The following is a 22,383-nucleotide window of genomic DNA, read 5'->3' on the forward strand; positions in this document are numbered from 1 at the left end:
AAAGAAACTCCAATGAAACTGCTGCATATCGATTCCAGCATTCTTGGCGGATATTCCGCAACCCGCCAGCTGAGTGTGGCGATTGTGGACCGCTACCGTCAGAAGCATCCGGATCTGGAGGTTACGCCCCTTGATCTGGCGGTGAACCCGCTTCCTCACCTGGACGGCGAAGCTCTGTCTTTTCTGGGCAAGGACCTTACGGAAGACGCTGCCTCCAACAAGGATCTGGTAGCGGGCGCGAAAGCTCTCTCCGATTTTAAAGAGGCCGACATTCTCGTACTCGGTGTGCCGATGTATAACTTCGGCATTCCAAGCCAGCTTAAAGCCTGGATTGATCGCATTGCCATTGCCGGACAGACATTCCGCTATGGTGCGGATGGTGTTGAAGGGCTTGCTGGCGGTAAGACCGTCATTCTCGCTGTTGCTCGTGGGGGCATCTATTCGGAGGGTACGCCGCAGGCAGCCTTCGAGCATCAGGTGGCCTATCTCAAGGCCGTCCTCGGCTTCCTTGGTGTCACGGACGTGAAGGTCATCGAAGCGGAAGGCCTTGCAGTCAATAGCGGCAATGATCGCCCTCGCATCCTTGCGGAAGCGGAAAGCGCCATCGCCGCCCTCTGACAGATCAGTCTGTTACGCCGGTATCCGGTCCAAACGTCTCATAACGCAGACGATCGGCTGGGATGCCGGCCTTTGAAAGACCCTGAATCATATCACGCATGAACCCGGTCGGGCCGCACAGATAGCAGATGGCTCCCTCCGGAATGCGGGCTGCGACCCATGCCGCATCCGGGCGACCCTCAACAGACGTCAGACGCGTATGAAGCGTAATTGGGCTTTTCGCTTCCTTGGCGAGGCTGTTCAGTTTCCCTGGAAACGGTACGGCCGTTTCGGAATGGGCAATCTGAATAATACTGACCGCTGGTGAGCCTGACTGCGCGGCCAAAGACGCGATCATTCCAATCATGGGCGTGATCCCAATCCCTGCACAGATGAAGGCGATCGGCGCATCGTTTTTCTCCGGTAGGACAAACTCACCTGCCGGCGGCGATAGTCGAACCTGATGACCTTTGCAGTCCGGACTGTTGAGCCATGTGGAAACTGCACCGTTCGGAACGTGGCGCACGCTAATGGCGTAGGAATCGTGGTTGGGGCGCGATGTGATGCTGTAGTTACGTCGGGTCTGCCCATGTCCCGGAATATTTAGGTCCACACCCAGATATTGGCCGGGGATAGCCTGAATGACGGTTTTGCCATCCACAGGCTTCAGTTCCAGCGTCGTGACATTGTCGCATTCGCGCGTTGCATTGATGATCGTGAAGTCGCGCCAGCCTGCCCAGCCACCCTCGGCATGTGTGCTGGCGTCATAAAGCTGGCCTTCCCGGCCCATCAGAATGTCGGCCAGAGACCAGTAAGCACGGCCCCATGCATCCAGAATTGCAGGTGTCGCGGCGTCTCCCAGAACATGTTGAATCGCGCCGATCAGGGCAGTGGCAACATGTGGGTAATGCTCTGGCAGAATTTCCAGGCTGACATGTTTCTGGGCAATGCGCTCAACCGCTCCACCCATCACTCCGAGATTATCGATGTTCCGGGCATAGGCCAGGACGGCCATGGCGAGCGCGCGTGGCTGCGTTCCTTTGGATTGATGGGTCGGATCAAACATCTCAGCAATCGCCGGATCAGCCAGAAGGCGGCGGTACATCTCACTGGTGATGTCGAGACCATGCGCTTCGAGGGCCGGAATGGTCGCCTTGATGGTGGCAATGACGTCTGGCGTGAGGCTGCGGTCGGAAGAGGACATGATGGGTCTTCTTAAAGGTGTATAATAAATACATCTTTAAGCGCGTGACTTCTGACTGTCAATCTGCCAGAGGACTCGTATGCGCCTGACCCTGCATACCGACTATGCCTTGCGGACCCTGCTCTACATCGGGGCACGCCCAACTGTGCGCGTCTCCATCCGCGAAATTGCCGAGGCGTACGGCATCTCGGAAAACCATCTGGTGAAGGTTGTGCATCGTCTGGGGCAGGGGCGTTTCATCACCACCGTACGAGGTCGTGGCGGTGGCCTGACGTTGGGCCGCCCGGCACGGGACATTGGTGTGGGAGAGGTCGTCCGGTTTACGGAAGACGATATGATGCTCGTAGACTGTGAGGGCCGGGCAGATGGAAGCCGCGCCTGTGTTCTGTCTCCTTCCTGCCGCTTGCGTGGCGTGCTGGGCGAGGCGCTTTCCGCATTTCTGGGCGTGCTCGATCGCTACACTCTGGCAGATCTTCTTCAGCCTGCGGATCTGGCCAGACTGTTTCCAGAATTAGCCGAACCGCCGTCCGTAAATATTGAAAAAAACTGATTTCCCTGCCGCTCCAGCAGGGTTGAACCGCGTCCTTAGGGGTGATCCGTGCAATGTGATTGGAAGAGTCTCCAATCCCGCGCGAAGGTCAGTCGTTACTTCTGGTCATGTGACTGAAGAAAAGGATGTAGTGTTCATGCCTGATGCAAAAATGGCCGAGCAGGTGTCAAAAACTCCCGGATTTATCGCCGCTCTTGATCAAAGCGGCGGATCGACTCCCAAGGCTCTGGCACACTATGGCATCGGGCCGGATGCCTACTCGAACGACGCGGACATGTTCCGTCTGATGCACGAAATGCGCGTTCGCATCATTTCCTCTCCTGCTTTCCAGAGCCACGAGATCCTTGCGGCAATCCTGTTTGAGAAAACAATGGATGGCACGGTCGACGGCACGCCAGTGCCGTCCTATCTGTGGAAAACCTGCGGAATCGTCCCGTTTTTGAAGATCGATAAAGGTCTGGAAGACGAAAAGGACGGCGTTCAGCTCATGAAGCCCATTCCGGGCCTGGATGAGCTTCTGGAACGAGCGGCGAAGCTGGGCATATACGGTACCAAGGAGCGGTCAGTGATCCGTCTGGCCAATCCTGCTGCCATTAAGAGCATTGTTCAGCAGCAGTTCGATATTGCGGCGCAGGTGGCATCGCACGGACTCGTCCCGATCCTTGAGCCGGAAGTGCTGGTGAAGAGCCCGGAAAAGGCTGAGGCTGAAGCGCTCCTCGAAGACGCTGTTCTGAGTGGACTGGAAGCACTTCCGGGAGATTATCCGGTTATGCTGAAGGTGACGTTGCCTGAAAAGCCGGACCTGTATGCCCGCGTGATGAAGCATCCGCGCATGCAGCGTGTTGTCGCGCTTTCAGGCGGTTATCCTCTCGATGAAGCGTGCCAGAAGCTCAAAGCCAATCATGGCATGATCGCCAGCTTCTCGCGGGCCCTTGTGGACGATCTGCGCGTTTCACAGTCCGATCAGGCGTTCAACGAAACCCTGAGCAAGGTCGTGGACAAGATTTACGACGCTTCTGTTCACAAGATCTGAACAGCGGCTTGAGAGGCGGGTGAGCATACGAAATCCGCGCGCCATTCGCCTCTGATCCAGAAATTTCAGCAATCCAGCTTCGGACTGGCAAAGGGCTTTCATTTACTGAAAGCTCCTAGGGAAGGCATGCGTCATGAGCACCACCCTCTGGCTAATTCGCCACGGCGAAACAGAATGGACCATAAGCGGCCAGCATACGGGCCGTACGGATATTGCCCTGACGGAAGACGGACGTAAGCAGGCGCTGTCTCTTAAGAGCCGTTTAGAACACCAGAACTTTGATCAGGTGTTCACCAGTCCGCTTCAGCGTGCGCATGAAACCTGCGTTCTCGCCGGGCTGGGCGAGCAAGCTCAGATTGAGCCTGACCTCATGGAATGGAATTACGGCGTTTATGAAGGGCTCACCACGCCAGAGATTTTGAAAGCCGAGCCCGACTGGTCTTTATGGACGTCTGACGTGGAGAATGGCGAAACGGCCGCTCAGGTTCAGAAGAGGGTCAGTGGCTTGCTGGAGCGGCTGACGGCACAGGGAGGAACGATTGCCCTGTTTGCGCACGGTCATATTCTCCGCAGCCTGATTGGTGTGTGGATCCATAATGATGTGCGACTTGGGGAAAATATGGCCCTGGATACGGCATCAGTGTCCGTTCTCGATATTCATCGGGGCGCACGGGTTTTACGCAGACTAAACGCCTGATTGGCCAGAAGGAGGAGTTGCCGCCACGTCATTGTTTGTATGGTGTTGTGCAACATAATGTCAGGGCACGAGATAGCCTCTTGGTTGTCTTCAAACAGACTGGCAGTCTCCTCCTCATTGAATACGATGGACATTGATGGAGCTGCCAGATGATTATTTCCTCAGCCACTGATTATCGTGAGGCAGCCCGCCGTCGTCTGCCGCCTTTTCTTTTCCAGTATATTGATGGCGGTTCCTACGCAGAGCAGACAATGCGGCGGAACATTACTGACCTGGCAGATATCTCCCTGCGGCAACGCATCTTGAAAAACGTGTCCGGTTTGACGACTGGGACAGAGTTGTTCGGGCGCAAACTGAATATTCCTGCGGTTCTTGCCCCTGTCGGACTGACGGGCATGTATGCTCGCCGCGGGGAAGTGCAGGCAGCAAGGGCTGCGGCGCGTAAGGGTATTCCTTTCACGTTGTCCACAGTATCGGTGTGTCCCATCGAGGAGGTGCAGGGTAGAAGCCCGGTGCCCATCTGGTTTCAGCTTTATGTGCTTAAGGACCGGGGATTCATGAAGAATGCCCTGGAGCGCGCGAAGGCTGCGGGCATTACGACTTTAGTGTTTACCGTAGACATGCCAACGCCGGGCGCGCGTTATCGCGATGCCCATTCGGGAATGTCCGGCTCCCATGCCAACATCCGGCGTTATCTTCAGGCTGTGACCCATCCCATGTGGGCTTGGGACGTGGGTCTGCGTGGCAGACCGCATGATTTGGGCAATATTTCGCGCTATCGCGGAAATCCAACCAAACTGGAAGATTATATCGGCTGGCTCGCCAATAATTTTGATCCGTCCATTAGCTGGAAAGATCTGGAATGGATCCGGGAATACTGGGATGGCCCCATGATTATCAAGGGTATTCTTGATCCAGAGGATGCAAAAGATGCTGTCCGCTTCGGTGCGGATGGCATTGTTGTTTCCAACCATGGTGGTCGCCAGCTTGATGGCGTCCTCTCCAGCGCCCGCGCACTTCCTCCTATTGTGGATGCCGTGAAGGGAGACCTGAAAATTCTGGTGGATTCCGGCATCAGATCGGGATTGGATATTGCTCGAATGGTCGCTATGGGAGCAGATGCCGTCCTGCTGGGCCGTGCCTTTGTCTACGCCCTCGCTGCGGGTGGGCAGAAGGGCGTGGAGAATGTGCTCGATATCATCGAGAAGGAACTCCGTGTCGCTATGACCCTTACGGGTGCGAGTGCTATTTCGGATCTGACGTCAAAAAGCCTGGCTCATTTGGTTCCGGCATCTGATTGAGCCTTTGCCACAAGATATCGGCTAAGGCGCAAGGCTATTCCCAGTAGGAGTTTCCTGTAGGTCAGTATGTCTTATAATAATCAAGAGCTGTGTTGTAAGGAGAACGGCACAGCTTCTATCTGTGCTCAAACATAAGTATAGTAGACATTTTCATTCGTCTAAACGGTATGCCGAACGATGTTGAAACCATCCTTTGGTGTAAAAATTTAAAGATAGAGTGTGATTGGTGATAATCGCACGGCACTATCCAGCGACAATCCGACCTTACGAAAGTCATCGAATGTTTGATTCAGGGAAGTTTGTGTCCGTTGGCGATACGAATTTGTTCGTTTCTGAAGCTGGAAATCCACAAGGAAGAGTCATCGTTCTGCTTCATGGCGGCTTGCAAAGCCGGCGCGATTTTATTCCGCTCGCACAGAACCTGGCAAAAGATTACAGGCTGATTGCTATTGATACGCGCGGGCATGGTCGATCTGGTCTCGGGACGGCCTCTCTGACCTATCGGCAACTCCAGGATGATTTTACTCTACTTCTCACCACGTTGGGGCTGCAAAAATTTGGTATCATCGGACATAGTGACGGCGGCATTGTCGCCTTGCGTCTGGCTGCATCGCGTGCCGTACAACCGGAGTTTGTCATAGCGGTTGGCGCGCATTGGGTGTTGCCCGAGAATGATCCTGCCCGGCAGATTTATCAGACGATCAATCTTGAAAAATGGCGTGGCATGTTCGGGAGTCAAATTGCAGTTTACAATACGGAAAATCCCAAGCCAGATTTCGGAAAGTTATTCAAGGCAGCGACGCAGATGTGGCTTGGCTGCGACGAAAATGCCTATCCCGGGGCATCTGTAAAAAACATTCAGTGTCCTTTGCTTGTAGTGCATGGTGACGACGATATGCTGGTGTCGCGGCAACAGGCGTTCGATCTTGCTGAGCAGGTCAAAGGTGCCAGGTTACTTAACATCCCCTTCGCGAGCCACACGTTACTTGAAGATATGCCTGAACGTATTTTTCCTTTTCTACAGGATTTCATGAAGCTCGTCCCAGCTTAAGGACCATGTCGTTGCATCTCCCTAAAAAATGTTTGGCATGCAGGTGGAAGCGGTCGATCAAATATTCATCTTGCTGGAGAGCAGGCTGTAAGTGAGCGTCAGAAAATCGACTCTGGTAGACCACTTCGCTATAGGAAAAACATTCTTCAACGTGGTCTTCAAAAGGGCAGTTTGTGCAGTACGAATGGCGTCGATCTTACGACAGACTGGTTCCGATGCTGATCAAGGAACACTTCGGTGATCCGGGTGTGCTGACTCGGCAGTTCCCCTACATGAAATCGACGTTCCCCGGGAAAAGCGACGACTTCATCCTCACGGCAGAGACGCTTACCAATCCGAATAACAAGTACCACGGGCTTGAACGGCTCGCCTTGCAGCATCATCAGGCTGGATCCTGGCAACTTGCTGGTGAGTATTGGCTGATTGCAGCAGGCTGGCGTCGTAACACAATGGATGCCAGTAACGAGCGTCATGTAGAAGCACTGCAGTTTGTCCTGTGTCACGTCGAATATAACAGGGCGCTGGCTGACTGGAAAAAGAAGAAGCTAGGTAGAAACGCGATGCCGTACCCCGAACAGTTTGGGCTTTCTGACGACTGAAGTGTGAGATTTTTAGAGATATAGAGGTCTATTGCAGGCGCACACTCTATTTAGGGCGTAGAAAAATACTCCGTCTGCTTCAGATGAAGACGAAAGGTCTGTTCAAGAAGATAGATCGTAGTGAGTATGTCAAAAAAAATACCCCTCCGTTTCGGGAGGGGTATTTTTAAAATCAGCGACCTTCGAAGAAATCACGGACCTTGGCAAAGAAGCCGCTGTTTTCAGGGCTTGCCTTGGCGTGATCGTCGCCCGCTTCTTTCTCGAACTCTTCAAGAAGTTCGCGCTGGCGCTTGGTCAGGTGATGCGGTGTTTCCACCGAGACCTGAATGTACATGTCACCACGGGCCGAAGACCGCAATACGGAGAAGCCCTTGCCGCGCAGGCGGAAGGTTTCACCTGTCTGCGTCCCTGCAGGAATGCGGACACGGGTGCGACTGCCGTCAATGACAGGAACCTCAACCTCCGTCCCCAGCGCAGCCTGCGTCATGCGCAGCGGAACGCGGCAGTAGATATTGGCGCCATCACGCTGGAAGATGTCATGCGACAGGACCGAAACGTGCACATACAGATCGCCGGGCTGTACACCTTCTCCCCCAGCTTCACCGCGGCCTGCCATGCGGATGCGCGTGCCATCCTCAACGCCAGCCGGGATTTCGATCTGGAGGGTCTCAGTCTTTGCCTGCGTGCCTGTACCCTGACAGACCTTGCACGGATTGCGAACCGTACGGCCTGACCCATGACAGGTCGGGCAGGGGCGCTCGACAAGGAAGAACCCCTGCTGTGCACGAACCTTGCCCGCGCCATGACAGGTGGCGCAGGTCGTGCTGCCGCCACCGGCATCAGCGGAACCGGACCCATGACAGGATTCACACGCAACGCGCGTGCGGACTTCAACGCTCTTGGTCACGCCAGAAAAGGCTTCGGTCAGACTGATTTCAACCTGAACCTGAACGTCAGCACCTGTACGACGTCCACCGCCACGGCGGCCGCCCATCATGTCTCCGAACATCTGGTCAAAGATGTCCCCAAGACCACCGGCGCCGAAACCACCAAAGCCTCCGCCGCCGCCCATTCCACCCATGCCGCCATCAAAGGCTGCGTGTCCGTACTGGTCGTAGGCTGCGCGCTTCTGCTCGTCCTTCAGGACGTCATAGGCTTCGTTGATTTCCTTGAATTTCTGCTCGGCAGCATCATCACCAGGGTTGCGATCCGGGTGATAGCGCATGGCCTGCTTGCGGAAAGCTTTCTTCAGCTCATCTCCGGAAGCAGTACGCGAAACTTCGAGGCTTTCGTAGTAATCGATCTTCGTGGCCATGATCGGTCCTTGTCTGAGGGCCGGAAACAAGAATGGCGCCCACCCCCTTGCGGGAACGGGCGCCCTTCGGAAAACAGGTCAGGCGGGGCGGGAAGCCCCACCTGGGGAAGTCACCCGATCAGTGCTTCTTGCTGTCGTCAACGTCTTCAAAGTCGGCGTCGACAACGTTTTCGTCCTTGGCTTCCGCACCCGCAGCTTCACCACCCTGCTGGGCCTGATCTGCCTGATACATGGCCTGACCGACCTTCATCGCAACCTGCGTCAGACGCTCGCTAGCGCTCTTCAACGTCTCGGCATTGTCGCCGCCCAGAGCTTCACGGGCTGCTGCGATAGCGGCTTCTGCTTCAGACTTGTCTGCAGCCGGAACCTTGTCACCACCTTCCGTGAGGGACTTCTCAGTCTGGTGGATCATGCTCTCGGTGCTGTTGCGCAGTTCGACCAGTTCACGCTTGGCCTTGTCAGCAGAAGCGTTCGCTTCAGCTTCCTTGACCATGCGATCGATGTCACCGTCTGACAGACCACCAGAAGCCTGGATCTTGATCTGCTGCTCCTTGTTTGTCGCCTTGTCCTTGGCGGACACATTGACGATACCGTTGGCATCGATGTCGAACGTGACTTCAATCTGCGGAACGCCACGTGGTGCCGGAGCAATGCCCTGCAGGTCGAAGTTGCCAAGCAGCTTGTTGTCCGCTGCCATCTCACGCTCGCCCTGATAGACCTTGATGGTCACGGCGTTCTGGTTGTCTTCAGCCGTGGAGAAGGTCTGGCTCTTCTTGGTCGGAATCGTCGTGTTGCGGTCGATCAGACGGGTGAACACGCCACCCAGCGTTTCGATACCCAGCGACAGCGGCGTCACGTCGAGGAGCAGAACGTCCTTCACGTCACCCTTCAGGACGGCGCCCTGAACGGCTGCACCGATAGCGACCACTTCGTCAGGGTTGACGTTGCGTGCCGGATCCTTGCCGAAGAATTCCTTAACCGTCTCGATGACCTTCGGCATACGGGTCATGCCGCCAACGAGAATGACTTCGTCAATCTCGCTCGTGGATACGCCGGCATCCTTGATGGCCGAACGGCACGGACCAAGCGTACGCTGAACCAGATCGTCAACCAGGCTCTCCAGCTTGGCACGGGACAGCTTGACGACAAGGTGCTTCGGGCCAGACGCATCAGCCGTGATGAACGGCAGGTTGATCTCGGTTTCCTTGGAGGAGGAAAGCTCGATCTTGGCCTTTTCAGCGGCTTCCTTCAGACGCTGCAGGGCAAGCTTGTCGCCACGCAGGTCGATGCCCTGGTCCTTCTTGAACTCATCGGCCAGGAAGTCGATCACGCGGTTATCGAAGTCTTCACCACCCAGGAACGTATCACCGTTCGTGGACTTTACTTCGATCACGCCGTCAGAGATCTCGAGGATGGAAACGTCGAACGTACCACCACCAAGGTCATACACAGCTACCGTGCCGGAATCGCGCTTGCCAAGGCCATAAGCCAGTGCAGCTGCGGTCGGCTCGTTGATGATACGCAGGACTTCGAGGCCGGCAATCTTGCCAGCGTCACGCGTCGCCTGACGCTGTGCGTCGTTGAAATAAGCCGGAACCGTGATAACGGCCTGTGTAACCGTTTCACCGAGATAGGACTCGGCCGTTTCCTTCATCTTGCCGAGAACGAATGCAGCGATCTGGGACGGGGCGTAATCTTCGCCACGTGCGCGAACCCATGCATCGCCGTTGTCGCCCTTGACGATTTCATAAGGGACCATGCCCTTGTCCTTGGCGACGGTCGGGTCATCGTAACGACGACCGATCAGACGCTTGACGGCATAGAGTGTGTTGGATGGGTTTGTAACAGCCTGACGCTTCGCGGCCTGTCCGACGAGACGCTCACCGTTTTCGGTGAAGGCGACCATGGACGGCGTCGTACGTGCGCCTTCGCTGTTTTCAATAACGCGGGTCTCGTCGCCTTCACGCACTGCAACGCAGGAGTTGGTCGTGCCGAGGTCAATACCGATGACTTTGCTCATAATATGTCCTTTCAGCGGCTCGCTTCGGCCCTGTCAGGCACCGGGGCGAGCCCTTGTGACGTAAAATCCGATCCATCAAGGGATCGTGTTTCCGAGACCAGATTTAGGCGGGGCAGCAAAGTGTTTCAAGCCTTGGCAGTCACATCTTTCATGAAAAATATGCGTTCGCCTCATTCAGGAAACGGTTGTGACTTCCGCTTGGCCACGGAATGGTCCACTTTGAGATAAGTCATGAAAATTAATCTGATATTCCGGGCCGCGCCCCTGGCTGCACTTACCTGTCTTGCTGCCTGTGGGCCGATAGGGCCATCCAGGCTTCAGCATGACGAGCTTGAATACTCGCGCGCTCTGGGCGAATCCCAGAAGCATGAGATGCTCCTGAATATCGTGCGCCTGCGTTATGCCGATCCGCCGACGTTTCTGGATACGACGCAGGTCATTGCCGGATACAGCGTATCCAAGAGCGTGAGTGGCGGGTTCTATGCCTATCCTGCCACTGCTGTTGGCAATTATCTCTTCGGAACGGGGACAATGACATCGGGTGAAAGCCCGACCTTCACCTATCAACCGGTGACGGGGCAGCAATACGCCGAGAATATCGTGCGGCCGATTTCTCCCACCGTTATCATGCCCCTTAGTCTCGGTGGTCTTCCCATTGACACCCTCTTGCGCCTGACAGCGCAGTCGATCGATGGGCTGTCCAACGTGCGAGGGTTGGGAGCAGGGCCGTTTGGTGGAGGTTCTGTCCGCTTCTATCTTTTGCTGCATGATCTGCGTCAGCTTCAGATTGCAGGCGCGATGACAATCCGCATCACGACTGATGCGCCGCCTCCGACCGATGACAACAATAACAAGAAGAATTCTTCAAAGCCGGAAAACGGCAACGGCCAAGAGCATTCCTATCTGGTGCTGTCTTCGACATCTGATAGCAGCCTTCTCTCGACGCAGGCGGAAGTGCGCCGCCTCCTGCATCTGGACGCCCAGGCTGAAGAGGCGGAAATTGTTTACGGCCCCTATCCGAAACATCCTGGGCAGATTGCCATTCTGACGCGCTCTATGCTCGCGATGCTGACACAGTTGGCTTATGAGGTTGAGGTTCCGGAAGAAGACATCAAGGTAGGCCGGACACCGCCGACGATCGGGCAGGTGGGTATCGAGAACCGCCCGGAAGTTGTTATTCATTCAGGACACAAGGTCCCCGACCGCCGATATGCTGCGGTAGAATATAACGACATGTGGTTCTGGATTGATGAGAAAGATTTCCAGAGCAAGCTTGCCTTTACAATGGTTCAGGTCCTCAGTGCCTTGGCGGCCACGAACCATACAGGTGGGGCAGTGGTCACAATTCCAGCTGGATAATCCCAATATTTGCAGAAATATTCATTTTTCAAATAGTTCCAAGCACGTTTTTGTTACCGCAAACACGCCTTTGTTAAAGGATATTCAGAAGAACTCTAATGGACCTCGCTGGATAATCGACATACCGTCCCGGGTATTCAGTCTGGGAGGCATCCGGTTATGCCGAATATTAACGGCACGAAGACTCTGACGGAGTGGCTGACGCTGCTTCTGGGGGTCGTTATTCTTCTTGTGGGCCTGATCTTTGTCATCATGGGGGCAGACCTCGCGATGCTGGGTGGCTCTGTTTACTACGTCATTTGCGGCATCGTGTTGGTTGCCAGCGGGGTGTTCATGGTGATGGGACGCACGCTTGGCGGGTTCCTGTACCTTGGCGCGCTGGCCTACACATGGGTGTGGTCCTTGTGGGAAGTCGGGTTCAGCCCCGTTGATCTTCTGCCGCGTGCTTTCGGTCCGACCATTCTCGGCATTCTCGTGGTCCTGACCATTCCGGTTCTTCGCCGCCTGGAATCCCGCCGTACACTCAGAGGAGCCGTCTGATGCGTCGGTCTCACCTTCTCGCAACAGCCGCAGGCCTCGCGCTCGCCTGTTCGCCTCTCGCCGCACACGCTCAGTTCGCTCCCGCAGGCTCGGGTGGTTCTCCGACCGCCGCAGTTCCTGGTCCAGGCAATGCGAATGAGCCTACTGAGAGCGGTCCTAAAGAGCAGAGCTATTTTGCCGGACCGTCTCCGTATGCCCCGCAGGCTCCCGGCGTAAATGCTGCAAACCTGCCGGATATCGAGTCAATTGATCCGTCAGAAGTGCCTGCCATGGCACCCCAGCAGAGCGCAAATCCGGCTCCTGGAGACTGGGTTGCTTATGGCCGTGATGATCATCAGACGCGTTATTCGCCGCTGTCTGAAATCACGCCTGAGAACGCTGGCAACCTGAAGGTCGCATTCACCTATCATACGGGCAGCTACCCACGTCCGGGTCAGACCAACAAATGGGCAGCTGAAACCACACCGATCAAGGTGGGTGACGGCCTCTATATGTGTTCGGCCATGAACGACATCATGAAGCTGGACCCGGTCACGGGGAAGCAGATCTGGCGTCGGAATGTGGATGTGAAGTACCACTCCATTCCCTATACGGCAGCCTGTAAGGGCGTGACGTATTTCACGTCGTCCGTTGTGCCTGAAGGGCAGCCCTGTCACAATCGGCTTATCGAAGGCACGCTCGATATGCGCCTGATTGCTGTTGATGCGGCAACGGGTGAGTTTTGTCCGAATTTCGGTCACGGTGGTCAGGTCAACCTAATGCAGGGTCTTGGCGAGTCCGTTCCGGGCTTCGTTTCCATGACCGTACCGCCACCGGTCGTTGATGGCGTTGTCGTCGTCAACCACGAAGTGCTGGATGGTCAGCGTCGCTGGGCACCGTCTGGTGTGATCCGCGGTTACGATGCTGAAAGCGGCAAGTTCGTCTGGGCTTGGGACGTCAACAACCCGACAGATCACAGCCAGCCAACGGGCAATCGCCATTATAGCCGTGGTACGCCGAACTCATGGGCTGCACTGACGGGCGATAGCGCTCTTGGTCTTGTTTATGTGCCGACCGGAAACTCCGCTGCCGACTATTACAGCGCCCTGCGTAGCGATGCCGAAAACAAGGTTTCTTCCGCAGTCGTGGCGATTGACGTCAAGACAGGTGAAGAAAAGTGGGTTTTCCAGACCGCCCATAAAGACGTCTGGGATTATGATATTGGCTCTCAGGCAACCCTGATGGATATGCCTGGCCCTGACGGCCAGCCCGTTCCAGCCCTTATCATGCCGACGAAGCGCGGTCAGACGTTCGTTCTGGATCGCCGGACAGGCAAGCCAGTTCTTCCCGTCGTAGAGCGTCCGGCTCCGTCACCAGGCGTCATTCCTGGCGACCCACGGACCCCGACGCAGCCCTGGTCTGTCGGGATGCCTGCTCTGCGCGTGCCTGATCTGAAAGAGACGGATATGTGGGGTATGTCTCCCATTGATCAGCTCTTCTGCCGGATCAAGTTCCGTCGTGCGAACTACGTCGGTGAATTCACGCCGCCGAGCGTTGATAAGCCATGGATTGAATACCCGGGCTACAATGGTGGCAGTGACTGGGGTTCCATGTCCTATGACGAGAAGAGCGGAATCCTGATCGCGAACTGGAACATCACCCCGATGTACGACCAGCTCGTCACCCGCAAGAAGGCCGACAAGCTTGGTCTGATGCCGATCGACGATCCTAACTTCAAGCCAGGTGGCGGTGGCGCCGAAGGTAATGGTGCCATGGACGGAACGCCTTATGGCATCGTCGTGACGCCGTTCTGGGATCAGTACACCGGCATGATGTGCAACCGTCCGCCTTACGGCATGATCACGGCCATCGACATGAAGCACGGTCAGAAGGTGCTCTGGCAGCATCCGCTGGGAACGGCTCGTGCTAATGGTCCATGGGGTCTGCCGACAGGCCTTCCCTGGGAGATCGGAACACCGAACAACGGCGGTTCCGTCGTGACAGGTGGCGGTCTTGTGTTCATTGCAGCGGCTACGGATAACCAGATCCGTGCCATTGACGAACACACCGGCAAGGTCGTGTGGAGCGCAGTGCTCCCGGGTGGCGGTCAGGCCAACCCGATGACCTACGAAGCCAATGGACATCAGTACGTTGCCATCATGGCAGGTGGTCATCACTTCATGATGACGCCAGTCAGCGATCAGCTCGTGGTCTACGCTTTGCCTGACGCCGTTAAGTAAAGCTGACGACTGTGGCGGATGTGCTGTGCACATTCGCTACACTCCATCGTCAAAGGGGGACTTCTGTGCTAGCAGGGCATGGACGTCTCCCTTTTTCGTTTCTGCCTGTTTTTTATTCTGAAAACCTCAGGCGCAGACCGATCAGGAAGGCTTCTCGTTCGGATCAAATTTTCAGAATGGCCCGCCGAAACGCTCATGACTGACCGTTCTCCCGTGATCCTCCAGGTCCTTCCTGCACTCAGTACTGGGGGGCTTGAGCGCGGTGCCATCGAAATCGCCGCTGCCATCACTCAGGCGGGCGGGAAAGCCATTGTTGCTTCAAAGCCGGGGCCGCTGCTGATCCAGTTGAGGCACGCTGGCGCAATTCATGTGCCGCTCAACCTCAAATCCAAATCACCTGTTGCTGTACTGCGCCGGGCCCGTGATCTTCAGAAACTGATCCGCCAGCAGGGAGTGGATCTGGTGCATGCCCGCTCCCGTATTCCGGCATGGGCGGCCTGGCTGGCCTGTCGTCGTGAAGGGATCCCGCTGGTCACGACATGGCATGGTGTTCATGGTGCGGGCTGGTGGGGCAAGAAGCTTTATAATTCTGTTCTGGCCCGTGGCACGCGCGTGATTGCCATTTCGAATTTCATCGCCGGCCGTCTGTCCGGGCAATATGGTGTTCAGTCAGACCGCCTGCGGACTATTCCCCGTGGTGCCGACCCCTCTCTTTTTGACCCGCAAAAGGTCTCCGGCGAACGGATCCAGCGGCTTGCCGAAGCTTGGTCAGTCCCCCACGGTGCCCGCGTGATCCTGATGCCTGCACGTCTAACGGCGTGGAAAGGGCAGAGGGTCCTGATTGAAGCACTGAAGTTTCTCAAACAGGCCTCTGCTGCACCCTGGATCTGTGTTCTGGTTGGCCCGGAAACGGATCATAAATTTGCGCTCTCTCTTGGGCGAAGAATTCAGGAGCTGGGTCTGGAAGACAGGGTTCGCTTCGCAGGGACATGCCAGGACATGCCAGCGGCCTGCGCTCTGGCGTCCGTTGTCGTCGCGCCGTCTCTGCGGCCTGAACCCTTTGGGCGCACGCTTGTGGAGGCGCAGATGATGGGCAAACCCGTTATCGGCACGGCACAGGGCGCCATGATGGAGACGGTCCTGCCCGGACAGACAGGTCTCGTCATTCCTCCCGATAATCCTCAGGCATTGGCAGAAGCACTTGTCGGCATTCTGTCGGCCGATGATGAAACGCTTGCCTATCTGGCAGAAAATGCCCGTGAGCATGTCTTGCGAAATTATACGATCCGACAGATGCAGTCGGCGACACTCGGTGTATATGACGAGCTGCTTGGAACGCATCTTCGAGCATCTTTCGACGGACAGACTGATGACAACTGACAAGACGGAAAACGGCAAAGCTACGGCCCATCTGACTGATAAGGCGCAGGCTGCCAAAGAGGCACGCGCAGCTCGCGAAGCCAAGGCGCTCCGGGCCAATCTTCTGCGTCGCAAACAGCAGCAGCGCATCAGGCCCACAGCGCCCGCACCGTCTTCCGAAAGCTAAGGCCGTCATGAAAATCCGTCTGCCAACCCCGACACCACAGGAGCTGGCGTTGGCGGGCGTTACGGCGCTCTGGGGAGGCACTTTTCTGATCCTGCATCTGGCCATGCAGCATTGCGGACCGATGTTCTTCGTCGGTGTGCGGTTTCTGATGGCCGCAGCCATGGTGGCGTGTCTGGCAGGTCGTCACATGACGGGGCTGACACGGAAAGAAGTGCGATCCGGTATTCTGATCGGGATTGCCCTTTCAATCGGGTATGTTTTGCAAAGTGCAGGGTTGCGTGAGGTGACCAGCAGCCGTTCTGCATTCATCACGGCTCTCTATGTGCCGTTGGTGCCATTATTCCAGTGGGCCATTCTGCGTAAATCCCCGCACATCATGAGCTGGGTCGGAATCGGCCTGGCGTTTGCCGGATTGATTGCGCTGGCAGGGCCGGCAGCCCTGACCCTGACCTTTAGTCATGGTGATTTGCTGACGGTGCTTTCAGCATGCGCCATCGCTGCCGAAATTGTTTTGATCAGCCTGTTTGCCCAAGGCGTGGACAGTCGTAGAATCACGGTCTGCCAGCTTATTGGAGGCGGCCTTTTTGCACTTTTGCTCATGCCTGTCGCCGGGGAGCATGTGCCGACGTTTTCATGGATCTGGGTTGCCTGTGCTGCGGCCCTGGGAAGCCTGAGCGCTCTGGTTCAGCTCGTGATGAACTGGGCGCAGAAATCTGTCCCACCTTCAAAAGCTGCTGTGATTTATGCAGGAGAGCCTGTGTGGGGTGGTCTGGTCGGCTGGCTGGCGGGCGACCAGCTGCAGGCCACCACGCTTCTTGGCGCTGCTTTGATTGTCTGTGGTGTTCTTGCCAGTGAGATGAGACCGCGCTGGCTTGTCAAAAGGCAACAGCACCTCACGGAAAATGGCTAAACCGACACATTGCGTGATCGGGCGGCTGTCGCTAGAGCAGATCGATCCCCCCGTGTAGGAGTTAATGCATCCATGCCAATCATGCCTGATACCTGGATCCGCCAGATGGCCAAAGAACACGGCATGATTGAACCGTTTGTAGAAAACCAGAAACGGGAAGGCGTTATTTCCTATGGTCTGTCGTCATACGGCTATGACGCGCGCGTCGCGGAAGACTTCAAAATCTTTACCGATGTGGACAGTGCCGTCGTCGATCCGAAGAACTTCGCCGCGAACAGCTTCGTGACACGGACGGGCGACATCACGATTCCCCCGAACAGCTTCGCACTGGCGCACACGATCGAATATTTCCGTATTCCACGGGACACATTGGTCGTCTGCCTTGGTAAGTCCACCTATGCGCGCTGTGGTATCATCGTGAATGTGACGCCGCTTGAGCCGGAGTGGGAAGGGCAGGTCACCATCGAAATCAGTAACACGACGCCGCTGCCTGCGCGCATCTATGCGAACGAAGGCATCTGCCAGTTCCTGTTCTTCCAGGGCGCAAGCCCTTGCGAAGTCAGCTACGCGGATCGTGCCGGTAAATACATGCGCCAGTCCGGCGTAACCACGCCTCGGCTGTAAGGAGCGCATCACTCATGGACCGTTTCATTATTCGTGGTGGCCATCGCCTGACGGGCGAAATCGAGATCGGGGGCGCAAAGAACTCCGGCCTCAAGCTCATGGTCGCAGGCCTGCTGACCTCTGACCGTCTGGTGCTGTCCAACGTTCCGCAAATTGCCGACATCAAGACGATGCGCGATCTTCTCAAGGGACTGGGCATCGCCGTCGAGGCTGTGGGTGAGCGTACCCTCTCTATCGGAGGCGAAATCGGATCGGTGGAAGCCCCGTACGACATCGTTTCCAAGATGCGTGCTTCCATTCTTGTTCTTGGCCCGCTTCTGGCGCGTGCCCGTGAAGCCAAGGTTTCGCTGCCGGGTGGCTGCGCTATTGGCACGCGCCCTGTGGACATGCATCTCAAAGGGCTTGAAGCTCTGGGTGCTGAAATCCGCCTTGAGAACGGATACATCAATGCCCGTGCGCCCGAAGGCCTGAAGGGCGACCGGATTATCCTGCCGTTCGCCAGTGTCGGTGCGACGGAAAATCTGCTGATGGCGTCCACGCTCGCCAAAGGCCGTACCGAAATCGTCAACGCAGCGCGTGAGCCCGAGATCAGCGATCTGGTGCACTGCCTCAACGCAATGGGCGCACAGATCACGGGTGAGGGCTCCGGTACACTGATCATTGAAGGCGTAGAGCGCCTGCATGGTGCTAACTACGCCGTCATGCCAGATCGCATCGAGTGCGGCACCTATGCTTGCGCTGCGGGCATCACGGGCGGTGACCTTCTGCTCGTCGGTGGTCGTGCCGATGATCTGGGAGCTGTAATCCGCACTCTTCAGGAAACGGGTGTTGAAGTTGAGGAAGATCCGCGTGGTCTGCGTGTCCGTCGCACGGGCAAGCTGACAGGCGTGGACATCATGACGGAGCCATATCCGGGTTTCCCGACGGACATGCAGGCCCAGTTCATGGCGATGCTCTCTGTTGCGGATGGTGCGTCCATGATTACCGAGACGATTTTCGAAAATCGTTTCATGCATGTTCCTGAGCTGAACCGGATGGGTGCGCGCATCAATCCGCATGGTCGCTCGGCAATTATTCGTGGCGTTCCGAAGCTGTCCGGTGCCCCAGTCATGGCTACTGATCTTCGGGCGTCTTTCTCGCTCATCCTGGCTGGACTTGCTGCTGAAGGCGAGACGCAGCTCAGCCGGATTTACCATCTGGATCGTGGGTATGAGGGCGTAGATCGCAAGCTTGCAGCATGTGGTGCTGATATCGAACGCGTTTCAGACTGAAGATTGTTCAGGCTTCTTTTGATGAAAGCGGTGAGCCATTTTGGTTCACCGCTTTTTTTTGTGGTTCGTGCATCTGAAGCCATCCGTTATGAAACGCTTCCTCTCTGTCGGGCGTAATAAGTCAAACCCGAAAAGTCTTCCTTAGGCATTTGATACATCCCCAAGGGATTGAATGCGGCAGAGTCAGGAGAAGCAGAGAATGACGATTCCGACAGTCACGCTGAATGACGGCACGACCATTCCGGCGATCACGTTCGGAACCTATAAGTTGAATGGTGCTGCGGGCGTTGAAGCCATGAACAGTGCCCTCAACGTGGGCTATGACGCTCTGGACAGTGCGTTCAATTATGAAAATGAAGGGGCAGTTGGCCGTGCCGTGCGCGAGAGCAGCCGCCCCCGGGAAGAACTGCGCGTCGCCTCAAAGCTACCAGGCCGCCATCATGACTATGATGCTGCGCTGACAACGATCGAGGAATCCCTCTATCGCACGCAGCTTGACTACTTTGACCTGTATTACATTCACTGGCCTAACCCGAAGCAGGGCAAGTACGTTGAAGCCTGGAAAGCCCTGATTGAGGCAAAGAAGCGCGGCTATATCCGATCAATTGCCGTATGCAATTTTCTGCCAGAACATCTTGAGCGGCTGAAAGCCGAAACAGGCGTTCTTCCATCGATAAACCAGATTGAACTGCATCCCTATTTCCCGCAGGACGATATGCGGAAGTGGAACCATAGTCATGGAATCATTACGCAGGCTTGGAGCCCGCTGGGGCGCGCCAATGACCTTCTGACAAACCCGCTCTTAAAAACGATCGCTGAGCGGTTAGGCAAGGAAGTCGGGCAGGTTATTCTCCGCTGGCATCATCAAGTTGGTTCTGTGCCTATCCCCAAGTCTGCCACGCCTGAGCGCCAGATTAAAAACAGGTCCATCTTCGACTTTACCCTGACAGAAGACGATATGAAGAAGATCGCCTCTCTGGCGCGTCCGGATGGACGCCTCGAAAACCAGGACCCTGCCACTTATGAGGAATTCTGAGGCAGGTCGGGGCTTCTGAACCGGAAGCTCCCTTTTTCGTTACCCGCGTGTCAAAGCCCGCTGAAACAGGGCATTCGTCCAGTTCATGGCCTGCAGGAAGAGAGCGGCGTCAAATCGTGGTGCTCCATCGCGGAGAAATGCATGTTGGGCGTTAACTTCATGCCACTCCAGCCTGACGCCTGCCTCCTCAAGTCGATCCCGGATTATGCGCCGTCCAGCATAGGGAACATGCGGGTCTGACTGGCCCCAGACCATCATCAGTTCCCCTGTGATGTCTGTAGCCCGAATGAGCGAGTCATCGGACTTGCCTTCACCGAGCGTCGCTGAATGTAGGTCTGTGGCGTAAAAACACGCAGTCGCCTTAACGGCCGGATGAAGAGCCGCCCGATAGGCGAGATGCCCCCCAAGGCATACACCGAAAGCACCAATGGCGCCTGTGCAGAAACTGCTGCCCTGTAGCCATTCGACCAACGCTGCCGTGTCAGAGTCAAAGGCTGAGACAGGCTTAGTGTATTTCAGGTCATTTCCGCGGTCGGTCCCATCCTTGTCATAGGCGAGGACAGTCCCGGCAGGTTCATATTCGTGATAAACCTCAGGGATTGCGACGAGATATCCCTGTCCCGCAATCATGGCGCCTAATCGTTCGATAGGTGCCGTGACCTGATAGATTTCCGAAAACAGCATGACAGCCGGGAAACGTCCATCCTGAACCGGACGGAAGATGTGAACACGCATTGAGCCAGTAGGCGTTTGGAGATCGATTTTTTCGTCAGTTCTGATGATCATGAGACGATCCACCCTGCGAGAGTTTGCAAGTAACGCATCTGGCTCTGTTTGTAGGCGGCCCACTGGCGTGCCGCAACGACTTCGTCTGAAGAAAGGGTTTTGTACCGGTGGTTAATTTCAACCGGCACAGGATACCCTGATCAGCCCTTTGGCGCGATGACGTCAGCGAGCGTTGCGGCTGTTCCACGGTCCTGCAAGCTCTGCCGCATTTCAGTGAAAAGCTGGACGAAGGCAGGATTGTCAGTGAGGCCCCAGCCCGCAAAGACGCCCATATCCAAAGCGCGAGCCGGATCGGTGTCCGTCACCAGTGCACGATCTTCCTTGCTGAGACGAGGCTCTGTGACAGGGAAGTCCGCGTCCGTGTCGTCCCGGCCGTTCATGTAGGCGCAGTAGCACGCCAGCAGGAATGCGATCCGGCGCATGTCGCTATTGTCTTTCACCACGATCTCGGCTGTCGGGCGAATAAAGACCGGCAGTTTGGATGTGCTGTCCGACGCAATGCGCAGAAGCTGATCACTGACAGCCTTGTTCCGGAAACGCTGGAGCAGAAGGGCTCCATATTCCGGAAGGCTGATGCCCGGAGGAGCGGTCAGGTGCGGTTCTGAGTCAAAACCCAGAAACTGCTGAAGCAGACGGAAAAGGTTCTCATCTTCCATGGCTTCGCTGACGAAGCGGTACCCCATCAGAACCGCGGGGAGGGCCAACATGGAATGAGAGGCATTGAGCATGCGCAGCTTGACCTGTTCGTACGGCTCAACATTGTTCGTGAACAGAACACCCGCCTGCTCCCAGGCCGGACGGCCTTCCGGGAATTTATCTTCCACAACCCATTGGATGAAGTCTTCGCAGAACAGCGGGGCACGGTCTTCAATGCCGCTCTCACTATTGAGACGAGCAATGTCCGCCGGTCCAACCGCTGGGGTAATGCGATCAACCATGCAGGCCGGGAATGAGACGTTCCGGGAAATCCAGTCTGCCAGTTCGTCGTCTCGCAGGCGTGCGAAGGACAGGACGGCGTGGCGCGCAACCTCTCCATTTGACGGAACATTGTCGCAGGAGAGGATTGTGAAGGCATTCACACCGGCTTCACGACGCAGACGAAGGGCTTCGGTGAGGATACCAAACGCTGTTTCCGGCACTTCCCGCTTGAGGTCCGCAACGATGGTCGGATGGTCAGCCATGAAGTGGCCTGCCTCATCCATGTAATATCCACCTTCCGTAATCGTCATGGTGACGATGCGGATTGCTGGATCGGTCAGGCGCTTCAGAGCTGCCAGACGGTCTGCGGGAGCATGGATGTATTCCACCAGAGACTTCACAACCCGGACGACATCCGGGCGCCCCGAGGGACATTCCCGAAGGGTGTAAAGACCATCCTGAGCCTGAAGGGCCTCGGCTTTCTGCACTTCAGAGGGCACATCCATCAGGCCAAGGCCAACAATGCCCCAGCTTTCCTGGCCTGGAAGAGCCAGTGTGCGGTCCGTATAGACGGCCTGATGGGCGCGATGGAAGTTGCCGACACTGAGATGGGCAATCCCCGCAGTCACCTTCTGGCGGTCATAAGGGGAGGTGAGGATGGTCTCTGGAAGATGGGCCAGAGTTTCCGGGGTCAGTTTCATAATGGTTCTTCCGAACGAAAGGCCCGACCCTTTTAAGAAGAAGCTGTGATGAGGAAACTCTTTTTATGGAATATAAATTTTTTCTAATATTCCTCGCATCAATGAG

21 protein-coding genes are annotated in these 22,383 nt (G+C 56.2%); 16 read left to right on the forward strand and 5 right to left on the reverse strand.

Annotated features, from left to right (window positions below):
- Positions 1-12: 12 nt before the first annotated feature.
- A complete protein-coding gene (locus KP702_RS05245) occupies positions 13-618 on the forward strand; it encodes an FMN-dependent NADH-azoreductase (protein WP_202207019.1) in 606 nt (201 codons plus the stop codon).
- Between the two features lie 4 nt (positions 619-622).
- On the opposite strand, the gene KP702_RS05250 is transcribed toward KP702_RS05245, so the two are convergent.
- Entirely contained in the window at positions 623-1,801 is a 1,179-nt protein-coding gene (locus tag KP702_RS05250) for a globin domain-containing protein (protein WP_202207020.1), read from the reverse strand.
- A 79-nt stretch (positions 1,802-1,880) separates the two neighbouring features.
- On the opposite strand from KP702_RS05250, the gene KP702_RS05255 reads away from it, so the two are divergent.
- The 6 genes from KP702_RS05255 (at position 1,881) to KP702_RS05280 (ending at position 7,032) form a co-directional block, all read left to right on the forward strand.
- Positions 1,881-2,351, forward strand: a complete 471-nt coding sequence (locus KP702_RS05255; protein WP_202207021.1) for an Rrf2 family transcriptional regulator — start codon at positions 1,881-1,883, stop codon at positions 2,349-2,351.
- Between the two features lie 136 nt (positions 2,352-2,487).
- Positions 2,488-3,384, forward strand: a complete 897-nt coding sequence (locus KP702_RS05260; protein WP_202207022.1) for a fructose bisphosphate aldolase — start codon at positions 2,488-2,490, stop codon at positions 3,382-3,384.
- A gap of 133 nt (positions 3,385-3,517) precedes the next feature.
- Positions 3,518-4,081, forward strand: a complete 564-nt coding sequence (locus KP702_RS05265; RefSeq protein WP_202207023.1) for a histidine phosphatase family protein — start codon at positions 3,518-3,520, stop codon at positions 4,079-4,081.
- A gap of 149 nt (positions 4,082-4,230) precedes the next feature.
- Positions 4,231-5,382: an FMN-dependent L-lactate dehydrogenase LldD gene (lldD, locus tag KP702_RS05270; protein ID WP_202207024.1), complete on the forward strand. Its 1,152-nt coding sequence runs from the start codon at positions 4,231-4,233 to the stop codon at positions 5,380-5,382.
- A gap of 280 nt (positions 5,383-5,662) precedes the next feature.
- Positions 5,663-6,433 carry an alpha/beta fold hydrolase gene (locus tag KP702_RS05275; RefSeq protein WP_215768612.1) on the forward strand — a complete coding sequence of 257 codons (771 nt, stop codon included), beginning with the start codon at positions 5,663-5,665 and terminating at the stop codon, positions 6,431-6,433.
- Between the two features lie 173 nt (positions 6,434-6,606).
- Positions 6,607-7,032, forward strand: a complete 426-nt coding sequence (locus tag KP702_RS05280; protein ID WP_237389888.1) for a hypothetical protein — start codon at positions 6,607-6,609, stop codon at positions 7,030-7,032.
- Positions 7,033-7,204: 172 nt separating this feature from the next.
- Here KP702_RS05280 and dnaJ read toward each other — a convergent pair whose 3' ends face one another.
- Both dnaJ and dnaK read right to left on the reverse strand, forming a co-directional pair.
- The gene (gene dnaJ / locus KP702_RS05285) at positions 7,205-8,347 is read right to left on the reverse strand and encodes a molecular chaperone DnaJ (protein WP_064275651.1); all 1,143 of its coding nucleotides are present in this window, start codon (positions 8,345-8,347) and stop codon (positions 7,205-7,207) included.
- Between the two features lie 118 nt (positions 8,348-8,465).
- Positions 8,466-10,367, reverse strand: coding sequence for a molecular chaperone DnaK (gene dnaK, locus KP702_RS05290; RefSeq protein WP_202207026.1), 1,902 nt, complete (start codon positions 10,365-10,367; stop codon positions 8,466-8,468).
- A 231-nt stretch (positions 10,368-10,598) separates the two neighbouring features.
- Here dnaK and KP702_RS05295 point away from each other — a divergent pair, with 231 nt between their 5' ends.
- The 9 genes from KP702_RS05295 (at position 10,599) to KP702_RS05335 (ending at position 19,872) form a co-directional block, all read left to right on the forward strand.
- A complete protein-coding gene (locus KP702_RS05295; protein WP_202207027.1) occupies positions 10,599-11,726 on the forward strand; it encodes a hypothetical protein in 1,128 nt (375 codons plus the stop codon).
- A gap of 159 nt (positions 11,727-11,885) precedes the next feature.
- Positions 11,886-12,266 (forward strand): glycerol dehydrogenase, encoded by a 381-nt coding sequence (locus KP702_RS05300; protein WP_202207028.1) that lies wholly within the window; start codon positions 11,886-11,888, stop codon positions 12,264-12,266.
- Positions 12,266-14,485, forward strand: coding sequence for a pyrroloquinoline quinone-dependent dehydrogenase (locus tag KP702_RS05305; RefSeq protein ID WP_099211551.1), 2,220 nt, complete (start codon positions 12,266-12,268; stop codon positions 14,483-14,485). The genes KP702_RS05300 and KP702_RS05305 overlap by 1 nt, the downstream gene beginning before the upstream one ends.
- A 195-nt stretch (positions 14,486-14,680) precedes the next feature.
- A complete protein-coding gene (locus KP702_RS05310; protein WP_202207029.1) occupies positions 14,681-15,865 on the forward strand; it encodes a glycosyltransferase family 4 protein in 1,185 nt (394 codons plus the stop codon).
- Positions 15,855-16,031 carry a hypothetical protein gene (locus KP702_RS05315; protein ID WP_202207030.1) on the forward strand — a complete coding sequence of 59 codons (177 nt, stop codon included), beginning with the start codon at positions 15,855-15,857 and terminating at the stop codon, positions 16,029-16,031. Before KP702_RS05310 ends, KP702_RS05315 begins: the two co-directional genes overlap by 11 nt.
- A gap of 7 nt (positions 16,032-16,038) precedes the next feature.
- On the forward strand, positions 16,039-16,941 hold the full coding sequence (locus KP702_RS05320) for a DMT family transporter (protein WP_202207031.1): 903 nt from the start codon (positions 16,039-16,041) through the stop codon (positions 16,939-16,941).
- A 72-nt stretch (positions 16,942-17,013) separates the two neighbouring features.
- Positions 17,014-17,565, forward strand: coding sequence for a dCTP deaminase (gene dcd, locus KP702_RS05325; protein ID WP_064275649.1), 552 nt, complete (start codon positions 17,014-17,016; stop codon positions 17,563-17,565).
- Between the two features lie 14 nt (positions 17,566-17,579).
- Positions 17,580-18,836 (forward strand): UDP-N-acetylglucosamine 1-carboxyvinyltransferase, encoded by a 1,257-nt coding sequence (gene murA / locus KP702_RS05330; RefSeq protein WP_046900589.1) that lies wholly within the window; start codon positions 17,580-17,582, stop codon positions 18,834-18,836.
- Between the two features lie 199 nt (positions 18,837-19,035).
- Entirely contained in the window at positions 19,036-19,872 is an 837-nt protein-coding gene (locus tag KP702_RS05335) for an aldo/keto reductase (protein ID WP_215768613.1), read from the forward strand.
- Positions 19,873-19,911: 39 nt separating this feature from the next.
- Here KP702_RS05335 and KP702_RS05340 read toward each other — a convergent pair whose 3' ends face one another.
- Both KP702_RS05340 and KP702_RS05345 read right to left on the reverse strand, forming a co-directional pair.
- On the reverse strand, positions 19,912-20,658 hold the full coding sequence (locus KP702_RS05340) for a dienelactone hydrolase family protein (RefSeq protein WP_202207033.1): 747 nt from the start codon (positions 20,656-20,658) through the stop codon (positions 19,912-19,914).
- A 140-nt stretch (positions 20,659-20,798) separates the two neighbouring features.
- The gene (locus KP702_RS05345) at positions 20,799-22,277 is read right to left on the reverse strand and encodes a mannitol dehydrogenase family protein (protein WP_215749911.1); all 1,479 of its coding nucleotides are present in this window, start codon (positions 22,275-22,277) and stop codon (positions 20,799-20,801) included.
- Positions 22,278-22,383 lie beyond the last annotated feature (106 nt).

It is taken from the genome of Gluconobacter sp. P5B12 (assembly GCF_018812035.1).
Classification (GTDB): Bacteria; Pseudomonadota; Alphaproteobacteria; order Acetobacterales; family Acetobacteraceae; genus Gluconobacter.

What these genes read in the sequence shown, in the direction of transcription:
- KP702_RS05340 (WP_202207033.1), bottom strand. Translation starts at nt 20,658, where the DNA reads ATGATCATCAGAACTGACGAAAAAATCGATCTCCAAACGCCTACTGGC.
- dcd (WP_064275649.1), top strand. Translation starts at nt 17,014, where the DNA reads ATGCCAATCATGCCTGATACCTGGATCCGCCAGATGGCCAAAGAACAC.
- KP702_RS05320 (WP_202207031.1), top strand. Translation starts at nt 16,039, where the DNA reads ATGAAAATCCGTCTGCCAACCCCGACACCACAGGAGCTGGCGTTGGCG.
- lldD (WP_202207024.1), top strand. Translation starts at nt 4,231, where the DNA reads ATGATTATTTCCTCAGCCACTGATTATCGTGAGGCAGCCCGCCGTCGT.
- KP702_RS05305 (WP_099211551.1), top strand. Translation starts at nt 12,266, where the DNA reads ATGCGTCGGTCTCACCTTCTCGCAACAGCCGCAGGCCTCGCGCTCGCC.
- KP702_RS05300 (WP_202207028.1), top strand. Translation starts at nt 11,886, where the DNA reads ATGCCGAATATTAACGGCACGAAGACTCTGACGGAGTGGCTGACGCTG.
- KP702_RS05245 (WP_202207019.1), top strand. Translation starts at nt 13, where the DNA reads ATGAAACTGCTGCATATCGATTCCAGCATTCTTGGCGGATATTCCGCA.
- KP702_RS05275 (WP_215768612.1), top strand. Translation starts at nt 5,663, where the DNA reads ATGTTTGATTCAGGGAAGTTTGTGTCCGTTGGCGATACGAATTTGTTC.
- KP702_RS05260 (WP_202207022.1), top strand. Translation starts at nt 2,488, where the DNA reads ATGCCTGATGCAAAAATGGCCGAGCAGGTGTCAAAAACTCCCGGATTT.
- murA (WP_046900589.1), top strand. Translation starts at nt 17,580, where the DNA reads ATGGACCGTTTCATTATTCGTGGTGGCCATCGCCTGACGGGCGAAATC.
- KP702_RS05295 (WP_202207027.1), top strand. Translation starts at nt 10,599, where the DNA reads ATGAAAATTAATCTGATATTCCGGGCCGCGCCCCTGGCTGCACTTACC.
- KP702_RS05315 (WP_202207030.1), top strand. Translation starts at nt 15,855, where the DNA reads ATGACAACTGACAAGACGGAAAACGGCAAAGCTACGGCCCATCTGACT.
- KP702_RS05345 (WP_215749911.1), bottom strand. Translation starts at nt 22,277, where the DNA reads ATGAAACTGACCCCGGAAACTCTGGCCCATCTTCCAGAGACCATCCTC.
- KP702_RS05265 (WP_202207023.1), top strand. Translation starts at nt 3,518, where the DNA reads ATGAGCACCACCCTCTGGCTAATTCGCCACGGCGAAACAGAATGGACC.
- KP702_RS05255 (WP_202207021.1), top strand. Translation starts at nt 1,881, where the DNA reads ATGCGCCTGACCCTGCATACCGACTATGCCTTGCGGACCCTGCTCTAC.
- KP702_RS05250 (WP_202207020.1), bottom strand. Translation starts at nt 1,801, where the DNA reads ATGTCCTCTTCCGACCGCAGCCTCACGCCAGACGTCATTGCCACCATC.
- dnaJ (WP_064275651.1), bottom strand. Translation starts at nt 8,347, where the DNA reads ATGGCCACGAAGATCGATTACTACGAAAGCCTCGAAGTTTCGCGTACT.
- dnaK (WP_202207026.1), bottom strand. Translation starts at nt 10,367, where the DNA reads ATGAGCAAAGTCATCGGTATTGACCTCGGCACGACCAACTCCTGCGTT.
- KP702_RS05310 (WP_202207029.1), top strand. Translation starts at nt 14,681, where the DNA reads ATGACTGACCGTTCTCCCGTGATCCTCCAGGTCCTTCCTGCACTCAGT.
- KP702_RS05335 (WP_215768613.1), top strand. Translation starts at nt 19,036, where the DNA reads ATGACGATTCCGACAGTCACGCTGAATGACGGCACGACCATTCCGGCG.